This is a genomic window from Enterovibrio coralii, assembly GCF_001559595.1.
GTDB classification, from domain to species: domain Bacteria; phylum Pseudomonadota; class Gammaproteobacteria; order Enterobacterales; family Vibrionaceae; genus Enterovibrio; species Enterovibrio coralii.
In genome coordinates this window covers 13,591-31,689 of sequence record NZ_LNTY01000035.1, presented here as the reverse complement: position 1 = coordinate 31,689, position 18,099 = coordinate 13,591, and the positions used below count along the sequence as shown (strand labels likewise).

At 49.6% G+C, this 18,099-nt stretch carries 13 protein-coding genes, 7 tRNA genes and 5 pseudogenes; all 25 read right to left on the bottom strand.

Annotation, left to right across the window (positions count from 1 at the left end):
• Window positions 1–4: 4 nt before the first annotated feature.
• Window positions 5–391, bottom strand: coding sequence for a helix-turn-helix domain-containing protein (locus ATN88_RS15215; RefSeq protein WP_067417684.1), 387 nt, complete (start codon window positions 389–391; stop codon window positions 5–7).
• A gap of 229 nt (window positions 392–620) precedes the next feature.
• Entirely contained in the window at window positions 621–992 is a 372-nt protein-coding gene (locus ATN88_RS15210; RefSeq protein ID WP_067417680.1) for a helix-turn-helix transcriptional regulator, read from the bottom strand.
• Window positions 993–1,298: 306 nt separating this feature from the next.
• Window positions 1,299–3,133, bottom strand: a pseudogene (gene glmS / locus ATN88_RS15205) (glutamine--fructose-6-phosphate transaminase (isomerizing)).
• An 18-nt stretch (window positions 3,134–3,151) separates the two neighbouring features.
• Window positions 3,152–3,913, bottom strand: a complete 762-nt coding sequence (locus ATN88_RS15200) for a DeoR/GlpR family DNA-binding transcription regulator (RefSeq protein ID WP_067417677.1) — start codon at window positions 3,911–3,913, stop codon at window positions 3,152–3,154.
• Window positions 3,914–4,114: 201 nt separating this feature from the next.
• Window positions 4,115–4,199, bottom strand: a tRNA-Leu gene (locus ATN88_RS15195).
• Between the two features lie 41 nt (window positions 4,200–4,240).
• Window positions 4,241–4,327, bottom strand: a tRNA-Leu gene (locus ATN88_RS15190).
• An 83-nt stretch (window positions 4,328–4,410) separates the two neighbouring features.
• A tRNA-Met gene (locus ATN88_RS15185) sits at window positions 4,411–4,487 on the bottom strand.
• A gap of 11 nt (window positions 4,488–4,498) precedes the next feature.
• Window positions 4,499–4,573 (bottom strand) — tRNA-Gln (locus tag ATN88_RS15180).
• Between the two features lie 36 nt (window positions 4,574–4,609).
• Window positions 4,610–4,694: transfer RNA gene (locus tag ATN88_RS15175), tRNA-Leu, on the bottom strand.
• Between the two features lie 36 nt (window positions 4,695–4,730).
• Window positions 4,731–4,807: transfer RNA gene (locus ATN88_RS15170), tRNA-Arg, on the bottom strand.
• A 4-nt stretch (window positions 4,808–4,811) separates the two neighbouring features.
• Window positions 4,812–4,886 (bottom strand) — tRNA-Gln (locus tag ATN88_RS15165).
• 124 nt (window positions 4,887–5,010) lie between these two features.
• A pseudogene (gene glmU, locus ATN88_RS15160) lies at window positions 5,011–6,371 on the bottom strand (bifunctional UDP-N-acetylglucosamine diphosphorylase/glucosamine-1-phosphate N-acetyltransferase GlmU).
• Window positions 6,372–6,574: 203 nt separating this feature from the next.
• Window positions 6,575–6,997, bottom strand: a complete 423-nt coding sequence (locus ATN88_RS15155) for a F0F1 ATP synthase subunit epsilon (RefSeq protein ID WP_067417674.1) — start codon at window positions 6,995–6,997, stop codon at window positions 6,575–6,577.
• 18 nt (window positions 6,998–7,015) lie between these two features.
• Window positions 7,016–8,419: a F0F1 ATP synthase subunit beta gene (gene atpD, locus ATN88_RS15150; protein ID WP_067417671.1), complete on the bottom strand. Its 1,404-nt coding sequence runs from the start codon at window positions 8,417–8,419 to the stop codon at window positions 7,016–7,018.
• A gap of 36 nt (window positions 8,420–8,455) precedes the next feature.
• Entirely contained in the window at window positions 8,456–9,322 is an 867-nt protein-coding gene (gene atpG, locus ATN88_RS15145) for a F0F1 ATP synthase subunit gamma (RefSeq protein ID WP_067417668.1), read from the bottom strand.
• Window positions 9,323–9,368: 46 nt separating this feature from the next.
• Window positions 9,369–10,909, bottom strand: a pseudogene (gene atpA / locus ATN88_RS15140) (F0F1 ATP synthase subunit alpha).
• 16 nt (window positions 10,910–10,925) lie between these two features.
• Window positions 10,926–11,459: a F0F1 ATP synthase subunit delta gene (gene atpH, locus ATN88_RS15135; RefSeq protein WP_067417665.1), complete on the bottom strand. Its 534-nt coding sequence runs from the start codon at window positions 11,457–11,459 to the stop codon at window positions 10,926–10,928.
• A gap of 15 nt (window positions 11,460–11,474) precedes the next feature.
• The gene (atpF, locus tag ATN88_RS15130) at window positions 11,475–11,945 is read right to left on the bottom strand and encodes a F0F1 ATP synthase subunit B (RefSeq protein WP_067417662.1); all 471 of its coding nucleotides are present in this window, start codon (window positions 11,943–11,945) and stop codon (window positions 11,475–11,477) included.
• Between the two features lie 45 nt (window positions 11,946–11,990).
• Window positions 11,991–12,245 carry a F0F1 ATP synthase subunit C gene (gene atpE, locus ATN88_RS15125; protein ID WP_002540812.1) on the bottom strand — a complete coding sequence of 85 codons (255 nt, stop codon included), beginning with the start codon at window positions 12,243–12,245 and terminating at the stop codon, window positions 11,991–11,993.
• 78 nt (window positions 12,246–12,323) lie between these two features.
• Window positions 12,324–13,132, bottom strand: a pseudogene (atpB, locus tag ATN88_RS15120) (F0F1 ATP synthase subunit A).
• A 1-nt stretch (window position 13,133) separates the two neighbouring features.
• Window positions 13,134–13,523 carry a F0F1 ATP synthase subunit I gene (locus ATN88_RS15115; RefSeq protein ID WP_067417659.1) on the bottom strand — a complete coding sequence of 130 codons (390 nt, stop codon included), beginning with the start codon at window positions 13,521–13,523 and terminating at the stop codon, window positions 13,134–13,136.
• A 177-nt stretch (window positions 13,524–13,700) separates the two neighbouring features.
• The gene (locus ATN88_RS15110) at window positions 13,701–14,591 is read right to left on the bottom strand and encodes a ParB/RepB/Spo0J family partition protein (RefSeq protein WP_067417656.1); all 891 of its coding nucleotides are present in this window, start codon (window positions 14,589–14,591) and stop codon (window positions 13,701–13,703) included.
• Between the two features lie 10 nt (window positions 14,592–14,601).
• Window positions 14,602–15,401: pseudogene (locus ATN88_RS15105) on the bottom strand (ParA family protein).
• 22 nt (window positions 15,402–15,423) lie between these two features.
• The gene (rsmG, locus tag ATN88_RS15100) at window positions 15,424–16,038 is read right to left on the bottom strand and encodes a 16S rRNA (guanine(527)-N(7))-methyltransferase RsmG (protein WP_067417653.1); all 615 of its coding nucleotides are present in this window, start codon (window positions 16,036–16,038) and stop codon (window positions 15,424–15,426) included.
• A gap of 6 nt (window positions 16,039–16,044) precedes the next feature.
• A complete protein-coding gene (gene mnmG, locus ATN88_RS15095; RefSeq protein WP_067417649.1) occupies window positions 16,045–17,934 on the bottom strand; it encodes a tRNA uridine-5-carboxymethylaminomethyl(34) synthesis enzyme MnmG in 1,890 nt (629 codons plus the stop codon).
• Window positions 17,935–18,099: the final 165 nt, after the last annotated feature.

Genomic DNA, 18,099 nt, shown 5'->3' with positions numbered 1-18,099 from the left:
TTTACTAGAGAGTTTCGTTTTTCTCAGTGTCTTGCTTGGCTGGCATATTCACCATGTATTCGGCAAACAACAACGCCTGCTCCATCACGAGATCACGCGCCGATTGAGGAAGACTGCTAAACAGGGTTAACAATCGGTTCAACTCTTCTCGGTGTGTAAACGCGATGTCACTTCGTGAGCTTTCGCCGTATAACAACCAATTCAACGGACGACCAGTTACTTCAGCGATCATGACCAGAGATGACACTTTGGGCTCCGTCTTCCCCGACTCGATATCGAGATAAGTCTGGCGCGCCACGTTAAGGTACTTAGCCATCTCTACTTGCGTTATATCGCGATATTCTCGCGCTTCACGAATTCGCTGAGCAACATGAGCTTTGACAATCAACATCGCTTATTGCCCCACAACTCGACGTTACTCCACCAACTATCCGTAGTCGGTTCTCATAACGCGCTTAACTGCTAGATCCTGCATTATGCACAGCGTGGTTGCCTTCACATGCAAAGCGTCATTGAATTGTGAAATAAGGCTGGTGTTGCCTAAGCCATATGACAACGTATATGTGCAATACCCATTTTCGCAGGCAAGGCTATACTTGGCTCTCCAAGTAAGTAAGTGCTCAACCCCTTTGCGCTGGTTTCGAGTAATTCACCAGGAAAGACGCCATATTGACACTCTGATTTAGGATAGCCGTGCGTGCTTCATGAGGCAGTTTAGAGAAGTGCTCAAGAAGACGGTTTACGTCCTGTTTGTACTGCACATCATGCAATTCAACGTCGGCGTCACCGTAAACGAACCACACCAGTGGACGCTCAGTAATTTCTGCGATTTCAGACAGCATACGAACGCGAGGTTCCGTCTTGCCCGTTTCGATGTCTAAATACGTTTGGCGTGCAACTTCGAGAAGTTTTGCCATTTTCACCTGAGTAATGCCTTTCCACTCACGTGCTTCTTTGATGCGTTTTGCTACTTGCGATTTTGAATCAATCATACTTCAATCCCTACGACATACAGCTTTGATTATTCTTGTGCTGTTTTATCGATAATATGCACAATACGCGCCAACTATTTAGACAAGAATAATTCAATTAAAAATCATAGATTTATATGCAAACATGCATTTAGTGTTCACCTTTCTAGGCGCGATGTCTTATTAAGAATGCGAAATGATTTGCAAAATGCAAATCGCACATTGGATTTCCAAGTTGCAAATAGCAATCCACCGTCACTGTGTCGTCTTTCGGATACAAAAAAGGGGCTAACGCCCCCTCTTTTCTTTGTGGTGTGACTCTCTTAATCACTCAACAGTCACGGCTTTGGCCAGGTTTCGTGGCTGATCCACGTCTGTTCCTTTAATCAACGCCACATGATATGACAGTAATTGCATTGGGATTGTATAGAAAATCGGCGCACTTACGGCATCGACATGTGGCATCGCAATGATTGACATGCCATCCGTATTTTCAAACCCGGCTTCTTTATCAGCGAATACATAAAGTTGGCCACCGCGCGCGCGGACTTCCTCAATGTTTGATTTCAGCTTCTCAAGCAACTCGTTGTTTGGTGCTATCACTATCACCGGCATATCGGCGTCAATCAGAGCAAGCGGCCCGTGTTTAAGTTCACCTGCGGCGTACGCTTCTGCGTGGATGTAAGAGATCTCTTTGAGCTTGAGTGCAGACTCCATCGCAATCGGGTAAAACTCGCCACGCCCTAAAAACAGCGCATGGTGTTTATCGGCAAAGTCCTCGGCCAACAACTCGATTTGCTTATCCAGCACCAGTGCTTGCTCAATATCGTTTGGCAGACGATGCAGAGCTTGGACGATCTTTGCTTCTTGATCGCGATCGACATGCCCTTTGATCTTACCGACCGCTGTCACCAGCATCAGAAGTGCCGCAAGCTGGGTGGTAAAGGCCTTGGTGGATGCAACACCAATTTCAGCCCCGGCGCGGGTCATAAATGCCAAATCGGATTCGCGCACCAAGGATGAGCCGGCAACGTTACACACCGTCATGGCTGCCATAAAGCCGCGCTCTTTCGCCAAGCGAAGTGCTGCAAGGGTATCGGCGGTCTCTCCGGATTGGGAGAGCGTGATAAGCAGGCTATTTGGGCGAGTGACAAAGTTGCGATAACGAAACTCAGAGGCGATTTCCACGTCACAGCTAATGCCAGCGATGGACTCAAACCAGTATTTCGCCACATAACCCGCGTTGTACGAGGTGCCGCAGGCAATAATTTGAATGTGCTCTGCACGCGCCAGAATATCAGACGCACCATGGCCAATGCTGTCGACGCGCACTGAGTCGTTATCAATGCGCCCTTCGAGGGTGTTGATGATGGCAGAGGGCTGCTCAAAGACTTCTTTTTGCATGTAATGACGGAATTGGCCTTTGTCGGCTGCGTCATGCTCAAGCGAAGACTCGTGGATTTCTCGGTTGACAGGCTCGCCTTGCAAATTGCAAATATTCACTTCACGACGGGTAATTTCAGCCACATCCCCTTCTTCAAGGAAGATGAAACGACGGGTCACCGACAGCAACGCCAATTGATCGGACGCGAGAAAGTTCTCACCGATACCTAACCCAATGACCAGCGGACTGCCTGAGCGGGCGGCGATAAGTCTCTGCGGGTCTCGGCGGTCCATCACTACTGTGCCGTACGCCCCGTCCAACTGACTCACGGTACGTTGAAAGGCTTGCAACAAGGTGCCGCCCTGAGACAACTCCCAATCCACCAAGTGGGCGATGACTTCTGTATCGGTTTGGGACGAAAAGACATACCCACGAGATTGCAGCAAGGTGCGCAGGGATTCGTGGTTTTCAATGATGCCGTTATGAACAACAGCGATGTTCTCGCCTGAGGTGTGTGGATGCGCATTCGCCTCACTTGGCTCGCCGTGCGTCGCCCAACGGGTGTGAGCAATACCTGTGCCCCCAGTGATAGCTGCTCAGCCAAGGCATCAGAGAGCATTTTCACTTTGCCGACACGACGCGTGCGGGTTAGCACCTTGTCGCTATCGACAACAGCCAGACCTGACGAGTCATACCCTCGATATTCCAATCGACGCAGCCCTTCCAGCAAAATTTCTGCAATGTCGCGCTGCGCAACAGCTCCCACAATTCCACACATAATTAACCCCAATCAGTATTAAGGGGCGCAGATCACCTCTGTGCCCATCTTTTCAATGGCGCGTTTGGTGGTGTCATCGATACAGCTGTCCGTAATAACGGTCGTAATCACTTGCCAGGGCAACTCAAGATTCGGGATTTTCCGTCCTATCTTGTCTGACTCAATCAGCACGATCACTTCACGTGACACGTCAGACATCACGCGGCTTAAGCCGACGATCTCATTAAATGTCGTTGTGCCACGCTCTACATCAATGCCATCGGCACCGATAAAGAGCTGATCAAAGTCGTATGCGCGCAATGCCTGCTCGGCCACTTGTCCCTGAAAAGCTTCAGAATGCGGGTCCCAAGTCCCGCCCGTCATTAACAACGTCGGTTCGTTTTCCAACTCTTTGATTGCCTGAGCAACATTGAGGGAATTCGTCATCACGACCAAACCTCGTTTATGGTTTAGCAGTGGAATTAACGCAGCCGTTGTCGAGCCGCTATCCACTACTATTCGATTATGGTCGCGGATCCGACTTACCGCCATTTTTGCGATCGCTAACTTTTGTTCCGAAACTTTTACCGCATTTTCCGAAACCATTTCATGAGGAACCGGAACAGCACCGCCATAGCGTCGAAGCAAAATTCCGTTTTTCTCAAGCTCAGCAAGGTCTTTACGTATCGTTACTTCCGAGGTTTCAAATAGCGATGAGAGTTCATCAACACTGACTTTCCCTTTTTCAGTCAGCATAGCAACGATAGCATGACGCCTTTGTTGAGTATTACGTTTCGACATGTAACCACCAAACTTTCGTTTCGAAAGATATTATATAAGTTAGCGAGAGATCAAGATTAAAATGCGAGCGAAATCACGAAGAGTTGATCCGGAGCACAAAAAGGAATTATACAGAGATTCGGGGAAAGAGACGCAGTGCGTGCAGGGATTTGAAAAGTAACAGATAGAAAAAAAGCAGGCTCAAGAGCCTGCTTTAAATCATGGTGCGGAAGGAGAGACTTGAACTCTCACACCTTGCGGCGCCAGAACCTAAATCTGGTGCGTCTACCAATTTCGCCACTTCCGCAAATTGTTTTACCCAACCCTCAATGAGGATTAAGTGATGTTTGGTGCGAAGGGAGAGACTTGAACTCTCACGTCCGTTAGGACACTAACACCTGAAGCTAGCGCGTCTACCAATTCCGCCACCATCGCAATTTTGCCGATATTGAGTTTAGTACTCGTAGACACTGGTAAGGTGTCTTATCTAGCAGAAAGTCATGAGACTTTCGAATAAGTGGTGGCTACGACGGGATTCGAACCTGTGACCCCATCATTATGAGTGATGTGCTCTAACCAACTGAGCTACGTAGCCAACCTGAAAAATGGCTGGGGTACCTGGATTCGAACCAGGGAATGGCGGCATCAAAAGCCGCTGCCTTACCGCTTGGCGATACCCCAACAGCAACCACGCTCGAAAGCATGATCTTTAAATAATGGTGCGGAAGGAGAGACTTGAACTCTCACACCTTGCGGCGCCAGAACCTAAATCTGGTGCGTCTACCAATTTCGCCACTTCCGCATACAAATTGTTATCTCAACTCCATTGAGGAGGAGATGGCGCGACCGGGAGGATTCGAACCTCCGACCGCCTGGTTCGTAGCCAGGTACTCTATCCAGCTGAGCTACGGTCGCGTTCTGGCTGGGGTACCTGGATTCGAACCAGGGAATGGCGGCATCAAAAGCCGCTGCCTTACCGCTTGGCGATACCCCAACAGAGGCGCGTATAATATTGCGGATTGGGTAGGGCGTCAACCCCCATTTTTCCGTTTGCTTATGTTTTAAGCTAAAAATGAAAAAACACCGCTTTTGCGGTGTTTTTTCTTGGATTTTGGCGATTATTTGTTCTTGGTAGGACGTTGCCAGCCGTCAATCGCTCTTGCTTTGCTGCGGGTAATGATAAGTTGCTGTTCACCCACATTGGTTGTCACTGTGGTGCCCGCACCAACTGTCGCACCTTTTTTGATGGTTACAGGTGCCACAATCTGGCTATCGGAGCCAACAAACACGTCATCTTCGATGATTGTCTTGTGTTTATTCGCGCCATCATAGTTACAAGTAATGGTACCCGCACCGATATTTACGCGATCGCCAATCTCTGCATCACCGAGGTAAGTCAGGTGGTTCGCCTTAGAGCCTTGACCCAAACGCGCGTTCTTCACCTCTACAAAGTTACCAACGTGAGAGTCTCCCACCAGCTCCGCGCCAGGGCGCAAACGGGTAAATGGACCAACAGTACAATCTTCACCCACGGATGCGCCTTCAATCACGCTGTAAGGACGTACAACAGTGTTGTCGTCAATCTCACAGTCTTTCAGCACGCAGCCTGCGCCGATGAACACGTTGTCACCCAGCGTGACTGAACCTTCAATGACAACGTTTACATCAATTTCTACGTCTGTCCCACATTGCAGCTGACCACGAAGGTCGAAACGCGCAGGGTCACGCAGCATCACACCGCTTTCCAACAGCTTCTCCGCTTGCGCCGCCTGATAGGCTCGCTCCAAACGCGCCAGTTGAATGCGGTTATTCACGCCTTCTACTTCTATTGCGCTTTCTGGGTGCACGGCTTCTACTGCACGGCCTTCCTCGTGTGCAATCGCAATCACGTCAGTCAGGTAGTATTCACCCTGTGCGTTTTCGTTTTTGAGCGCCGACAACCAACGGCGCAAGTCGCGACCCGTTGCAACCATCACACCGGTGTTGATCTCTTTAATCAGCTTTTGTTCTTGTGATGCGTCTTTATCTTCTACGATTGCCACCACAGGACCGTTACGGCGAACAATGCGGCCGTAACCTGAAGGGTTGTCCAACACCACAGTTAACAACGCGATACCGCCAACAGGCTGAGCGTCGAGCAGGTTTTCAACCGTTTGCTCAGAAATCAGTGGGACATCACCATAAAGGATAAGCACTTGCTCATCGTCATTAAACTCAGGTGCTGCTTGCGCTACCGCATGGCCGGTACCCAACTGCTCAGCTTGCAAAACCCAATTTACAGGCTCTTCCACCAGCGCAGCTTCATCGCGTCGCCGCCATGGCCGTATACCAAATGCAGGTTTTGAGCCCCCAGAGAGGTGCATGTATCAATCACATGCTTGACCATTGGCTTACCCGCCAGGGTATGAAGCACTTTTGGCAGGTTCGAATACATACGGGTCCCTTTGCCCGCAGCCAAAATCACAGCACTGAAACTCATGGAGTCGACATCCTTTGTATCTAGGTTACACGTCAATTAAGTGTCTTATTGTAGCCGCTTAGGTCACCAAACGGGATGATTCTATGAAGAAAATTACAATTTGAAGACACACTATCAGAGAAAATAGACAGTTCTCTCATTAAATTGAAGATATAAAAAAGGCGACCCAAGGGTCGCCTTTTCAGCTTTGGTGCGTTACCTGGTTAGCGTGCCTTTTTTGTCAGCTCGATTACTCGAAGCTGGGCAATCGCTTTGGCCAGATCACTGGCCGCCTGAGCAAAGTCCATATCACCGTGCTTGTTGAGGATACGATCCTCTGCACGACGCTTCGCTTCTTCAGCCTTTGCCTGATCCAAATCAACGCCGCGGATTGCGGTGTCGGCCAACACAGTGACTGTGTTTGGTTGCACTTCCAGCATACCGCCAGAAAGGTAGATTACCTCTTCATGGCCGTGTTGCTTGATAATGCGGATCATGCCCGGCGTGACGGCGGTCAGCAGCGGGGTGTGACCAGGATAAATACCCAGTTCACCTTCGCTACCAGTTACCTGAATCGTCTCAGCACGGCCAGAAAACAGTTGTTTCTCTGCGCTTACAACGTCCAGGTGGAAGGTCATCGCTGCCATATCGCCTCCTACCAGCTGTTACAGGTTCTTCGCTTTTTCCAGTACTTCTTCGATAGCACCACAGTACAGGAATGCCTGCTCTGGGATATCGTCGTACTCACCATTCAGCAGACCTTTGAAGCCTGTGATAGTGTCTTTCAGCGAAACATACACACCTGGTTGGCCGGTGAAGACTTCTGCTACGTGGTAAGGCTGAGTCAGGAAGCGCTCAATCTTACGTGCACGTGCTACGGTCAGCTTATCTTCTTCAGACAGCTCGTCCATACCCAGAATTGCAATGATGTCTTTCAGCTCTTTATAACGCTGCAGAACAGTCTGCACGCCACGAGCAACATCGTAGTGCTCTTGACCGATAACCAGTGGATCAAGCTGACGAGAGGTTGAGTCCAGTGGGTCGATCGCTGGGTACAGACCCAGAGCTGCGATGTTACGAGAAAGTACAACGGTTGCGTCCAAGTGAGCAAACGTGGTTGCCGGAGACGGGTCAGTCAAGTCATCCGCAGGTACGTATACCGCCTGTACAGACGTGATAGAACCTGATTTGGTTGACGTGATACGCTCCTGAAGTACACCCATCTCTTCTGCAAGTGTAGGTTGGTAACCTACCGCAGATGGCATACGACCCAGCAGTGCAGATACTTCGGTACCTGCCAGGGTGTAACGATAGATGTTATCGATGAACAGCAGAACGTCACGACCTTCGTCACGGAAACGCTCAGCCATTGTCAGACCAGTCAGTGCAACGCGCAGACGGTTACCTGGTGGCTCGTTCATCTGACCGTAAACCATTGCTACTTTTGATTCTGCTGGATTCTCAACGTTTACAACGCCCGCTTCCTGCATCTCGAAGTAGAAGTCGTTACCTTCACGAGTACGCTCACCAACACCGGCGAATACTGACAGACCAGAGTGCTGCAGTGCGATGTTGTTGATAAGCTCCATCATGTTAACGGTCTTACCTACACCTGCACCACCGAACAGACCGATTTTACCACCCTTAGCGAATGGACAAACCAGGTCGATAACTTTTACACCGGTTTCCAGAAGGGCAGTCTCGTTTGACTGATCTTCATAGCTTGGTGCACTGCGGTGAATAGAGTAACGCTCTTTCTCACCGATATCGCCACGCTCGTCGATTGCGTCGCCCAGAACGTTCATGATACGTCCCAGAGTTTCCGTACCTACTGGTACTTCAATCGGCTTGCCAGTGTTCTCAACTTCCAGTCCACGACGCAGACCATCAGACGAACCCATAGCGATGGTACGGACGATACCACCACCCAGCTGCTGCTGAACTTCCAGCACCAGACGCTCGCCTTCACGTTTCACGTTCAGTGCGTCATATACCTGAGGTACAGACTCTTGTGAAAACTCTACGTCGACTACCGCACCGATGATCTGAACGATCTTACCTGTAGCCATCGTTATTCCTCTAAAAATATTTCGTTGGCCCTTGCCTTACACAGCAGCTGCACCGGAGACGATCTCCGACAGCTCTTGGGTAATTGCAGCCTGACGGGCTTTGTTATACACCAGTTGCAGTTCGTCAATCAGATTCCCTGCATTATCTGTTGCAGCCTTCATCGCAACCATTCGCGCCGCTTGCTCACAAGCGAGGTTTTCCACTACGCCTTGGTACACCTGAGACTCGACATAGCGAACCAGCAGGGTATCCAGCAGTGGTTTTGGCTCAGGCTCATAGATGTAGTCCCAAGCATGGTTGCGCTGCATTTCCTCGTCTTCTGACTTAGGCAAAGGCAGCATTTGATCGATCACTGGTTCCTGCGTCATGGTGTTTACAAACTGGTTGTAAACCAGATACAGGCGATCCAGTTGGCCTTCATCATATTTTTTCAGCATCACACCGACCGTACCGATCAGGTCTTCCAGTGTTGGGCTATCGCCCAGACCAGATACTTGTGCTGAAACTTTACCGCCGTAGCTGTTAAAGAATGCAGTCGCTTTTGAACCGATCAGGGCAGTTTCAACTTCTGCACCTTTTTCCGTCCACGCTTGCATATCATTGATGGCACGTTTGAACAGGTTAATGTTCAAGCCGCCACACAGACCACGGTCTGAAGATACGATGATGTAACCGACGCGCTTGGCTTCACGCTCTTCCAAATATGGATGGCGATACTCAAGGTTACCAAGTGCGACATGACCGATCACTTTGCGCATAGTAGTCGCGTATGGACGGGAGGCTTCCATTGCGTCTTGCGAACGACGCATTTTAGAAGCGGCAACCATTTCCATCGCTTTGGTGATCTTCTGTGTACTTTTAACACTTCCGATCTTGTTACGAATTTCTTTTGCGCCGGCCATCGTTACTCTCCGTTATCAGAAGGCCGCCTAAGCGGCCTTCCACGCATTACCAGGTTTGAGTTGCCTTGAAGTCTTCAACCAACTTAGTAAGTTGAGCTTCAATGTCGCTGTTGTAGTCGCCAGTCTCATCGACAGTCGCAACCAGCTCGGCAAACTGACCTTTCGCATATGCAAGCAGAGCCGCTTCGAAATCAGCCAGTTTGTTCAGCTCGATGTCTGACAGGTGGCCTTTTTCTGCTGCGAAAATCATCAATCCCTGTTCGAAAACAGACATTGGTGCATATTGCTTCTGCTTCATCAGCTCGGTAACTTTCTGACCGTGGTTCAGCTGCTTCTTAGTCGCTTCATCAAGGTCTGAAGAGAACTGTGCGAACGCCGCCAGTTCACGGTACTGAGCCAGTGCGGTACGGATACCACCAGACAGTTTCTTAATGATCTTGGTCTGAGCAGAACCACCTACACGCGATACCGAGATACCTGGGTCAACGGCAGGACGGATGCCTGAGTTAAACAGTTCGGTTTGCAGGAAGATCTGACCATCAGTGATCGAGATAACGTTGGTAGGTACGAACGCAGATACGTCACCCGCTTGGGTTTCGATGATTGGCAGTGCGGTCAGAGAACCGGTTTTGCCCGTCACTTCACCGTTGGTGAATTTCTCAACGTAAGTTGCGTTAACACGTGCAGCACGCTCCAGCAGACGAGAGTGGAGGTAGAAGACGTCACCTGGGAATGCTTCACGGCCTGGTGGACGACGCAGCAACAGAGAAATCTGACGGTAAGCAACAGCTTGTTTAGACAGATCATCGTATACGATCAGTGCATCTTCACCGCGGTCACGGAAGTATTCACCCATCGCACAACCTGAGTATGGTGCCAGGTATTGCAGTGCCGCTGCTTCAGAAGCAGATGCCACAACAACGATGGTGTTTTTCAGTGCGTCGTGCTCTTCCAGTTTGCGTACAACGTTAGCGATAGTTGACGCTTTCTGGCCGATAGCAACGTAGATAGAGTAGATACCAGAGTTCTTCTGGTTAATGATCGCATCGATTGCCAGTGCTGTTTTACCAGTCTGACGGTCACCGATGATCAGCTCACGCTGGCCACGGCCGATTGGATCATTGAGTCAACCGCTTTGTAACCGGTCTGTACTGGTTGGTCTACCGACTGACGTGCGATTACGCCAGGTGCAATCACTTCTACAGGAGAAGTCAGTGCTGCGTTGATAGGACCTTTACCGTCGATTGGCTCACCCAGGGTGTTAACCACACGACCCAGCAGTTCTGGACCTACTGGTACTTCAAGAATGCGACCAGTACCGGTTACTTTCATGCCTTCCTGAAGGTCAGCATATGGACCCATAACAACCGCACCTACAGAGTCGCGCTCAAGGTTAAGCGCCAGTGCGTAACGGTTGCCTGGTAGTTCAATCATTTCACCTTGCATTGCGTCAGCAAGGCCATGGATGCGAATGATACCGTCGCTGACTGACACGATGGTACCTTCGTTGCGAGCTTCACTAACAACGTTGAATTTCTCAATTCGCTGTTTGATCAGGTCGCTAATTTCCGTGGAATTAAGTTGCATGCTCCAATTCCCCAAATCAAGACTGCAATGCATCGCTCAGTCGGCGCATACGGCCGCTTACTGAGTTATCGATGACCAAGTCTCCAGCTCGAATCACAACCCCGGCAACCAGGGTCTCGTCTACACTACAGTTCAGCTTCACTTTGCGCTCAAGGCGGGCTTCTAGCTTGCTGGCAATAGCATCCAGTTGCGCTTCATCCAGCGCGACTGCAGAAACAACGTCAACGTCGACTTGCTTCTCATAGTCATGGCGAAGAACCATAAACTGGGCACATACGTCAGGCAGTGCTTTTAGGCGTCCGTTTTCAGCCATCACCTTAATCAGGTTCTGACCATACTCATTGAGCTGCTCACCGCATACTGAGAGAAAAATCTCAGTCAACTTCTCAGCTGAATGCATACCACCAAGGAAATCCTCGATGGTTTCATTGCGGGCGACTTCGGCAGCGAAGGTCAGCATTTCAGACCATTGGTCTAATTCGCTTTTTTCCACTGCCAAGTCGAAGGCTGCTTTAGCGTAGGGGCGTGCGATAGTAGTCAGTTCAGACATAGCTGCCCCTCCTTGTTAAAGTTCTGCAGTGATTTTATCGAGAATATCTTTATGGGCATTCGCATCAATCGAACGCTCTAGGATCTTCTCAGCACCGATAACGGCCAGAGTTGCAACTTGTTTGCGCAGTTCATCGCGGGCACGGTTACGTTCAGCTTCTAGCTCAGCCTTTCCTTGGTTAAGGATATTTTCGCGTTCCACAGATGCTTCTTCGCGGGCTTGATCCAGAATTTGTGCTTTACGCTTGTTTGCCTGATCGATGATCTCAGTTGCAGCGCGCTTTGCTTCTTTCATTTGATCAGAAGCGTTAGCCTGGGCCAAATCCAGGTCTTTTGCGGCACGCTCGGCTGCCGCAAGACCGTCAGCAATTTTCTTCTGACGTTCTTCAATCGCCTGCATGATGGGTGGCCATACATATTTCATGCAGAACACCACAAACATAAAGAATGCGATCGCCTGGCCAAATAGAGTTGCGTTGATATTCACAACAGCGCCTCCCAGTTAGTTAGCTACAGGTACGATACAGGCGACTTAACCCAGCTGACCGACGAATGGGTTTGCAAAGGTGAACAGCAGTGCGATTACGATACCGATCATTGGAACCGCATCCAGCAGACCAGCGATGATGAACATCTTAACTTGCAGCATAGGAGCCATCTCAGGTTGACGAGCAGCACCCTCAAGGAATTTACCGCCAAGCAGTGCGAAACCAATCGCAGTACCCAGGGAAGCAAGACCTACAATGATGCCAACGGCAATTGCAGAAAAGCTCAATAAAGTTTCCATCACTATCTCCAGTTTCTTGTTGTCGGCCTACTAATTTACGCCGGAAGGTCTAACAAAAGTTGCTTACTTAAAAACGTATTAATGTGAATCTTCATGCGCCTGAGACAGGTACACGATAGTCAGCATCATAAAGACGAACGCTTGGATGGTAATAACCAGAATGTGGAAGATTGCCCACGGTAACGAACCCAACCATTGCGCCCACCACGGCAGAAGTGCCGCAATCAGGATAAATACCACCTCACCAGCAAACATGTTACCGAACAGACGCATACCCAGTGAAATTGGTTTCGCCAGCAGCGATACCACTTCAAGAAGCAGGTTGAACGGATCATGATTGGGTGGTTGAACGGGTGAAGAGCCAGTTCTTTAGCAAAACCGCCAAGACCTTTCACCTTGATGCTGTAGTAGATCATCAAGAAGAAGACACCTAACGCCATTGCAAGGGTGATATTTACGTCTGCCGTTGGTACTACCTTCATGTAAGGAATACCAAGCAATTCCGCTGGATAAGGAATAAAGTCGATAGGCACAAGGTCCATCGTGTTCATCAAGAATATCCAGACGAAAATGGTCAGAGCCAGAGGCGCAATCAGTGGATTTTTGCCGTGGAAGGTTTCTCGAACGTTTTCGTCAACGAATTCGACCAACATTTCCACAAAACACTGAAGCTTTCCTGGTACTCCGGTGGTTGCTTTCTTCGCCACAGAGCGGAACAGCCAAAGAAAGCCGATACCGATCAGGACAGAGAAAAACAGGCTATCAATGTGCACCGACCAGAAGCTACCCTCACTCGCCAGACCCAGCTTGTCCGTAGACAGGTTGGTCAGGTGGTGAGAGATATAACTGGAAGGTGTAAGCGCTTCACCTGGCGCAGCATAACTCATCCTATTTGTTGTTGTTAATGAATAAAACTGGCGCAAGGATATTAATTCCGAGAACCAGCAAATAGGTCAGTTTGAGGGGAACAAGTTCCACCTCGGCATACAGGTAAACAACGGAGAATAAAACGACGGTTAGCAGAATCTTGAGCACTTCACCGCTGTAGAATGATGCTACAACCAGTTTGGCCGCTCGAGCCCCACTAAAAAGGAAAGCACACAGCGCAAACGCTGCGTTGGCAACTACAAAGATGCCCCCGCCAATTAATGCGGAAATTCCCCAGTCGACATTGATGGTGGTCACCATCAAGATTGCCGTTGCTAACACGACGCACGCTTGTAACAGCAGCAACCTTTTCGCAAGCTTGCGACCTGGTCGCGCGAGCGTCGATACCATGTATTCGTTCCTCGATTCCTTTCCTCTTTGCACTGTCGTGCTGGGAAAACTGCAAAAATTATACGGGTCGCCCTTTTGATTGCAATCTGATTGCACCAAAAAGGGAGACTAAATTTTACAACAGAGTAACCTGATCACAGTAAGAAAAAATATGTAACAGAAAGCTAACGCGTGACGTCACACTTCCTCACCCATAGTTGCAAGAATTTGCAGTAATTTTTCCTGATGATCGAAGTTAATTGTGATTTTGCCTTTGCCACCTTTCGCTTGGGTAATGGTGACATTGGTGCCGAGACGATTTACCAGCTTTTCCTGAATCGCTTCGAACTCTGGCGACAAACTATTTACCACTTTATCAGTAGCAGGCGTAAGCATTTTCTTCACCAATGCTTCGGTTTGGCGCACAGTCATTTTTTTGTTCACAGAGGCAAGCGCGGCTTCAATTTGAGCTTCACCTTCCAGTGCAAGCAGGGCACGCGCATGGCCCATTTCGAGCTGACGGTTCAAAAGCAGCTTTTTCACGCCGGCTTCAAGGCCATTTAAGCGGAGAAGGTTACTGATGGTCGTTCTCGATTTACCCAACGCCTCAGCCAATTGCTGATGTGTAAGAGAGAAGTCTTGGACAAGCTTTTCTAGAGCTTCAGCCTCTTCCATGGCATTGAGGTCTTCGCGCTGAATGTTCTCGATCAGCGCAATGGCACTGGCTGCTTTATCCGTTAAATCACGTACCAAGCACGGCACATGCGTCAGCCCAGCCATTTTGGATGCGCGAAAACGTCGCTCACCCGCAATAATTTCATAGTGTTGAGCCGTCTGGCGCACCACCAAAGGCTGAATCACCCCTTGGGCGCGAATGGACTCAGCCAACTCTTCAAGTGCTTCAGGGGCCATATCTTGACGAGGCTGATAGGTACCCGGTTGAAGCATGTTTAACGACAAATACTGCAACTCACTGTTGCTCGCCGTTTCGCGTGATTCGGCGTTCAAATCTACGCGCGATTGTGCTTGAGCACTGGTCGCAAGTAGTGCATCGAGCCCTTTGCCCAATCCACGTTTTGTTGCGTTCATTGGCGTTCCTTTAAGACACGTTGGCTATGTTTTGCGTTTGTCGCGCTTGCTCTTCACGTCGCAATATCTCGCCTGCCAGTGCCAAGTAAGATTTCGCGCCGCTAGAGTGTTTGTCGTAGTACATGGCAGGTTTACCATGATTGGCGCTTCGGCCAGACGAACATTACGCGGAATAACAGTACGGTATACTTTATCGCCAAAGTGCTTTTTGATCTGATCAGAAACTTCCGTCGCCAATCGGTTACGCGGGTCGTACATGGTGCGCAGTAGGCCTTCAACGTGAAGATCTGCGTTCACCACACTCGCCAACTTGCTGATGGTGTCCATCAGAGCTGTCAGTCCCTCCAGTGCAAAATACTCACATTGCATTGGTACGAGGACGGAGTTCGCCGCGGTCATGGCGTTGATTGTAAGGAGGTTCAGAGAGGGCGGACAGTCGATAAAGATGAAATCATAGTTTTCACGAATGTCAGCTAACGCGTTACGCAGCCTAACTTCTCGGGCAAACACTTCCATCAATTTGATTTCCGCCGCGGTGACATCACCGTTGGCCGCAATCAGATGGTACCCGCCCGTTGTGTCCGTGACCACCACATCGTTGAATGGCGTCTCTTCCACGAGCAACTCATAGGCAGTGGCGTCGACATTGTATTTGTCCACACCACTGGCCATGGTGGCGTTCCCTTGCGGGTCGAGGTCTATAACAAGCACCTTACGCTGTGTTGCTGCCAAAGAGGCAGCAAGATTTATACAGGTCGTCGTTTTACCGACGCCCCCTTTCTGGTTGGCAATTGCTATGACTTTTCCCACAAGTAAACCTCGCCCAAAAAACCTATCTAGCCAAGATTACTAGATGACGTTGACCTTCCAATCCCGGAACAGTCAAAGGTTTGATATCGGTCACAGAACAATCAGCAGGCAAGTCGTCAATTTCGACCTGATCCACTTGTCCTTTCAGTGCGAGGAATACGCCGTTTTCATTTGGCAGGTGATGACACCAGCTCACCATGTCATTCATCGATGCAAATGCACGGCTCAATACGCCATCAAAACCCACTTCTGGCTGAAACTCTTCCACGCGGCTTTGAACCGGCGTGACGTTTTTGATTTTCAGCTCATGAAGTACCTGACGGATAAAGCGAATTCGCTTACCCAGACTATCCAGCAACGTGAATGACTTATCTGGGTTAATGATCGCCAATGGGATCCCCGGAAGACCAGGCCCTGTGCCCACGTCGATAAAGGTTGATCCTTCCAAGTGCTGACTAACCACGATGCTGTCCATGATGTGTTTCACGATCATTTCTTGCGGATCGCGTACCGAGGTCAGGTTATAGGCTTTGTTCCACTTGTGTAGCATTTCAACATAGCCCAGAAGCTGGGCCTGTTGATCGGCAGGGATATCCATCCCTGCCTCAGAAATTAATTGTGCAAGACGTTGTTTCACAGAGAATTACGCTCCCTTCTTGAGCATGCCTTGTTTTTTCAGATGCACCAGCAGAATCGAAATTGCTGCCGGCGTAATACCAGAGATACGAGATGCCTTACCAATGGTTTCAGGGCGAGCGTCTTGAAGTTTTGCCACCACTTCATTAGACAAACCTTTGATTTGCTTATAATCAAGCTCCATTGGCAACTGAGTATTCTCGTGACGGGTAGACTTCTCAATCTCGTCTTTTTGACGGTTGATGTAACCTGCGTATTTCACTTGAATCTCAACTTGCTCGCTGGCTTCTTTGTCTTCCATCGCCGGTGCAAACACTGGATTTGCCACCAGTTGGTCGTAAGTCACTTCAGGACGACGCAACAGATCTTCGCCGTTAGCTTCACGAGACAGCGGGGCTTTCAAAATAGAATTGATCGCCTCAGCGTGCTCAGATGTCGGATGAATCCACGTGCTGCGAAGACGCTGCGCTTCCAACTCGATGTTTTCCAGCTTCTCGTTGAAACGCGCCCAACGTGCATCATCAACCAGACCCAGTGCACGGCCGGTTTCGGTCAGACGCAGATCGGCATTGTCTTCACGCAGCAGCAGGCGGTATTCGGCACGCGAGGTGAACATGCGGTACGGTTCTTTGGTGCCCATGGTCGACAAATCGTCAATCAAAACACCCATGTACGCTTGGTCACGACGAGGACACCAGCCTTCTTTCTCTTGTGCAAACAACGCTGCGTTCGCACCCGCAAGCAGACCTTGCGCTGCGGCTTCTTCGTAACCGGTTGTGCCGTTGATTTGGCCAGCGAAGAACAAGCCTTTGATAAATTTGGTTTCAAAGGTCTGTTTGAGATCGCGAGGATCGAAGAAATCGTACTCGATCGCGTAGCCTGGGCGGATCACACGCGCGTTTTCAAAGCCCTTGATCGAGTGGATGATGCCCATTTGCACATCAAACGGCAGGCTGGTGGAGATACCGTTAGGGTAGAGCTCATGCGTTGTCAGGCCTTCAGGTTCAACAAAAATTTGGTGTTTATCTTTGTCGGCAAAACGCATCACCTTGTCTTCAATCGACGGGCAATAACGCGGACCGATACCTTCAATCACGCCCGCATACATTGGGCTGCGATCCAGGTTGGCACGAATCACATCGTGTGTTTTTTCATTGGTGTACGTGATGTAACACGGCACTTGGCGTGGGTGCTCAGACACATTACCCATGAAAGAGAATACAGGGCATGGATTGTCACCGTGCTGCTCTTGCATCACGCTGAAATCGACCGTACGCGCGTCAATACGCGGTGGCGTACCGGTTTTTAGGCGATCAACACGGAACGGCAATTCACGCAGGCGATCCGCCAGTGCGATCGACGGTGGATCACCCGCACGGCCGCCAGAATAGTTTTCCAAACCAATATGAATTTTACCGCCCAGGAAGGTTCCCACAGTCAAAACGACTGATTTTGCGCGGAATTTAAGCCCCATTTCGGTCACAACGCCGGTCACTTGATCCTGTTCAACAATCAGATCAGTAACAGCTTGTTGGAACAACATAAGATTTGGTTGGTTTTCCAATGCTTCACGCACCGCAGCTTTGTATAGCGCACGGTCTGCCTGTGCACGCGTTGCACGAACAGCAGGACCTTTTGATGCGTTCAAGGTGCGGAATTGGATACCACCTTTGTCGATCGCACGCGCCATCAGGCCGCCTAATGCATCGACTTCTTTCACCAGATGTCCTTTTCCGATCCCGCCAATGGCTGGGTTACATGACATTTGCCCTAACGTATCGATGTTGTGAGTCAACAACAAAGTCTGTTGACCCATTCGTGCTGCGGCCAGTGCGGCTTCTGTACCTGCATGACCACCACCAACGACGATGACGTCAAAGTTATCCTGGTAAAACATGGTGTGACCTCAAAAAAGAATGAGTGGATCGGTTTGTTGAGCAAAAGAGGATCATTCTACCGCTTTTCATTATGCGAGAGAACCAAAAGTGTGATCTTTGATCGAAGGGGAAAGCTCTTAAATATATATAAAGATCTTTATATAGATCTTTTATTTTGATCTTTT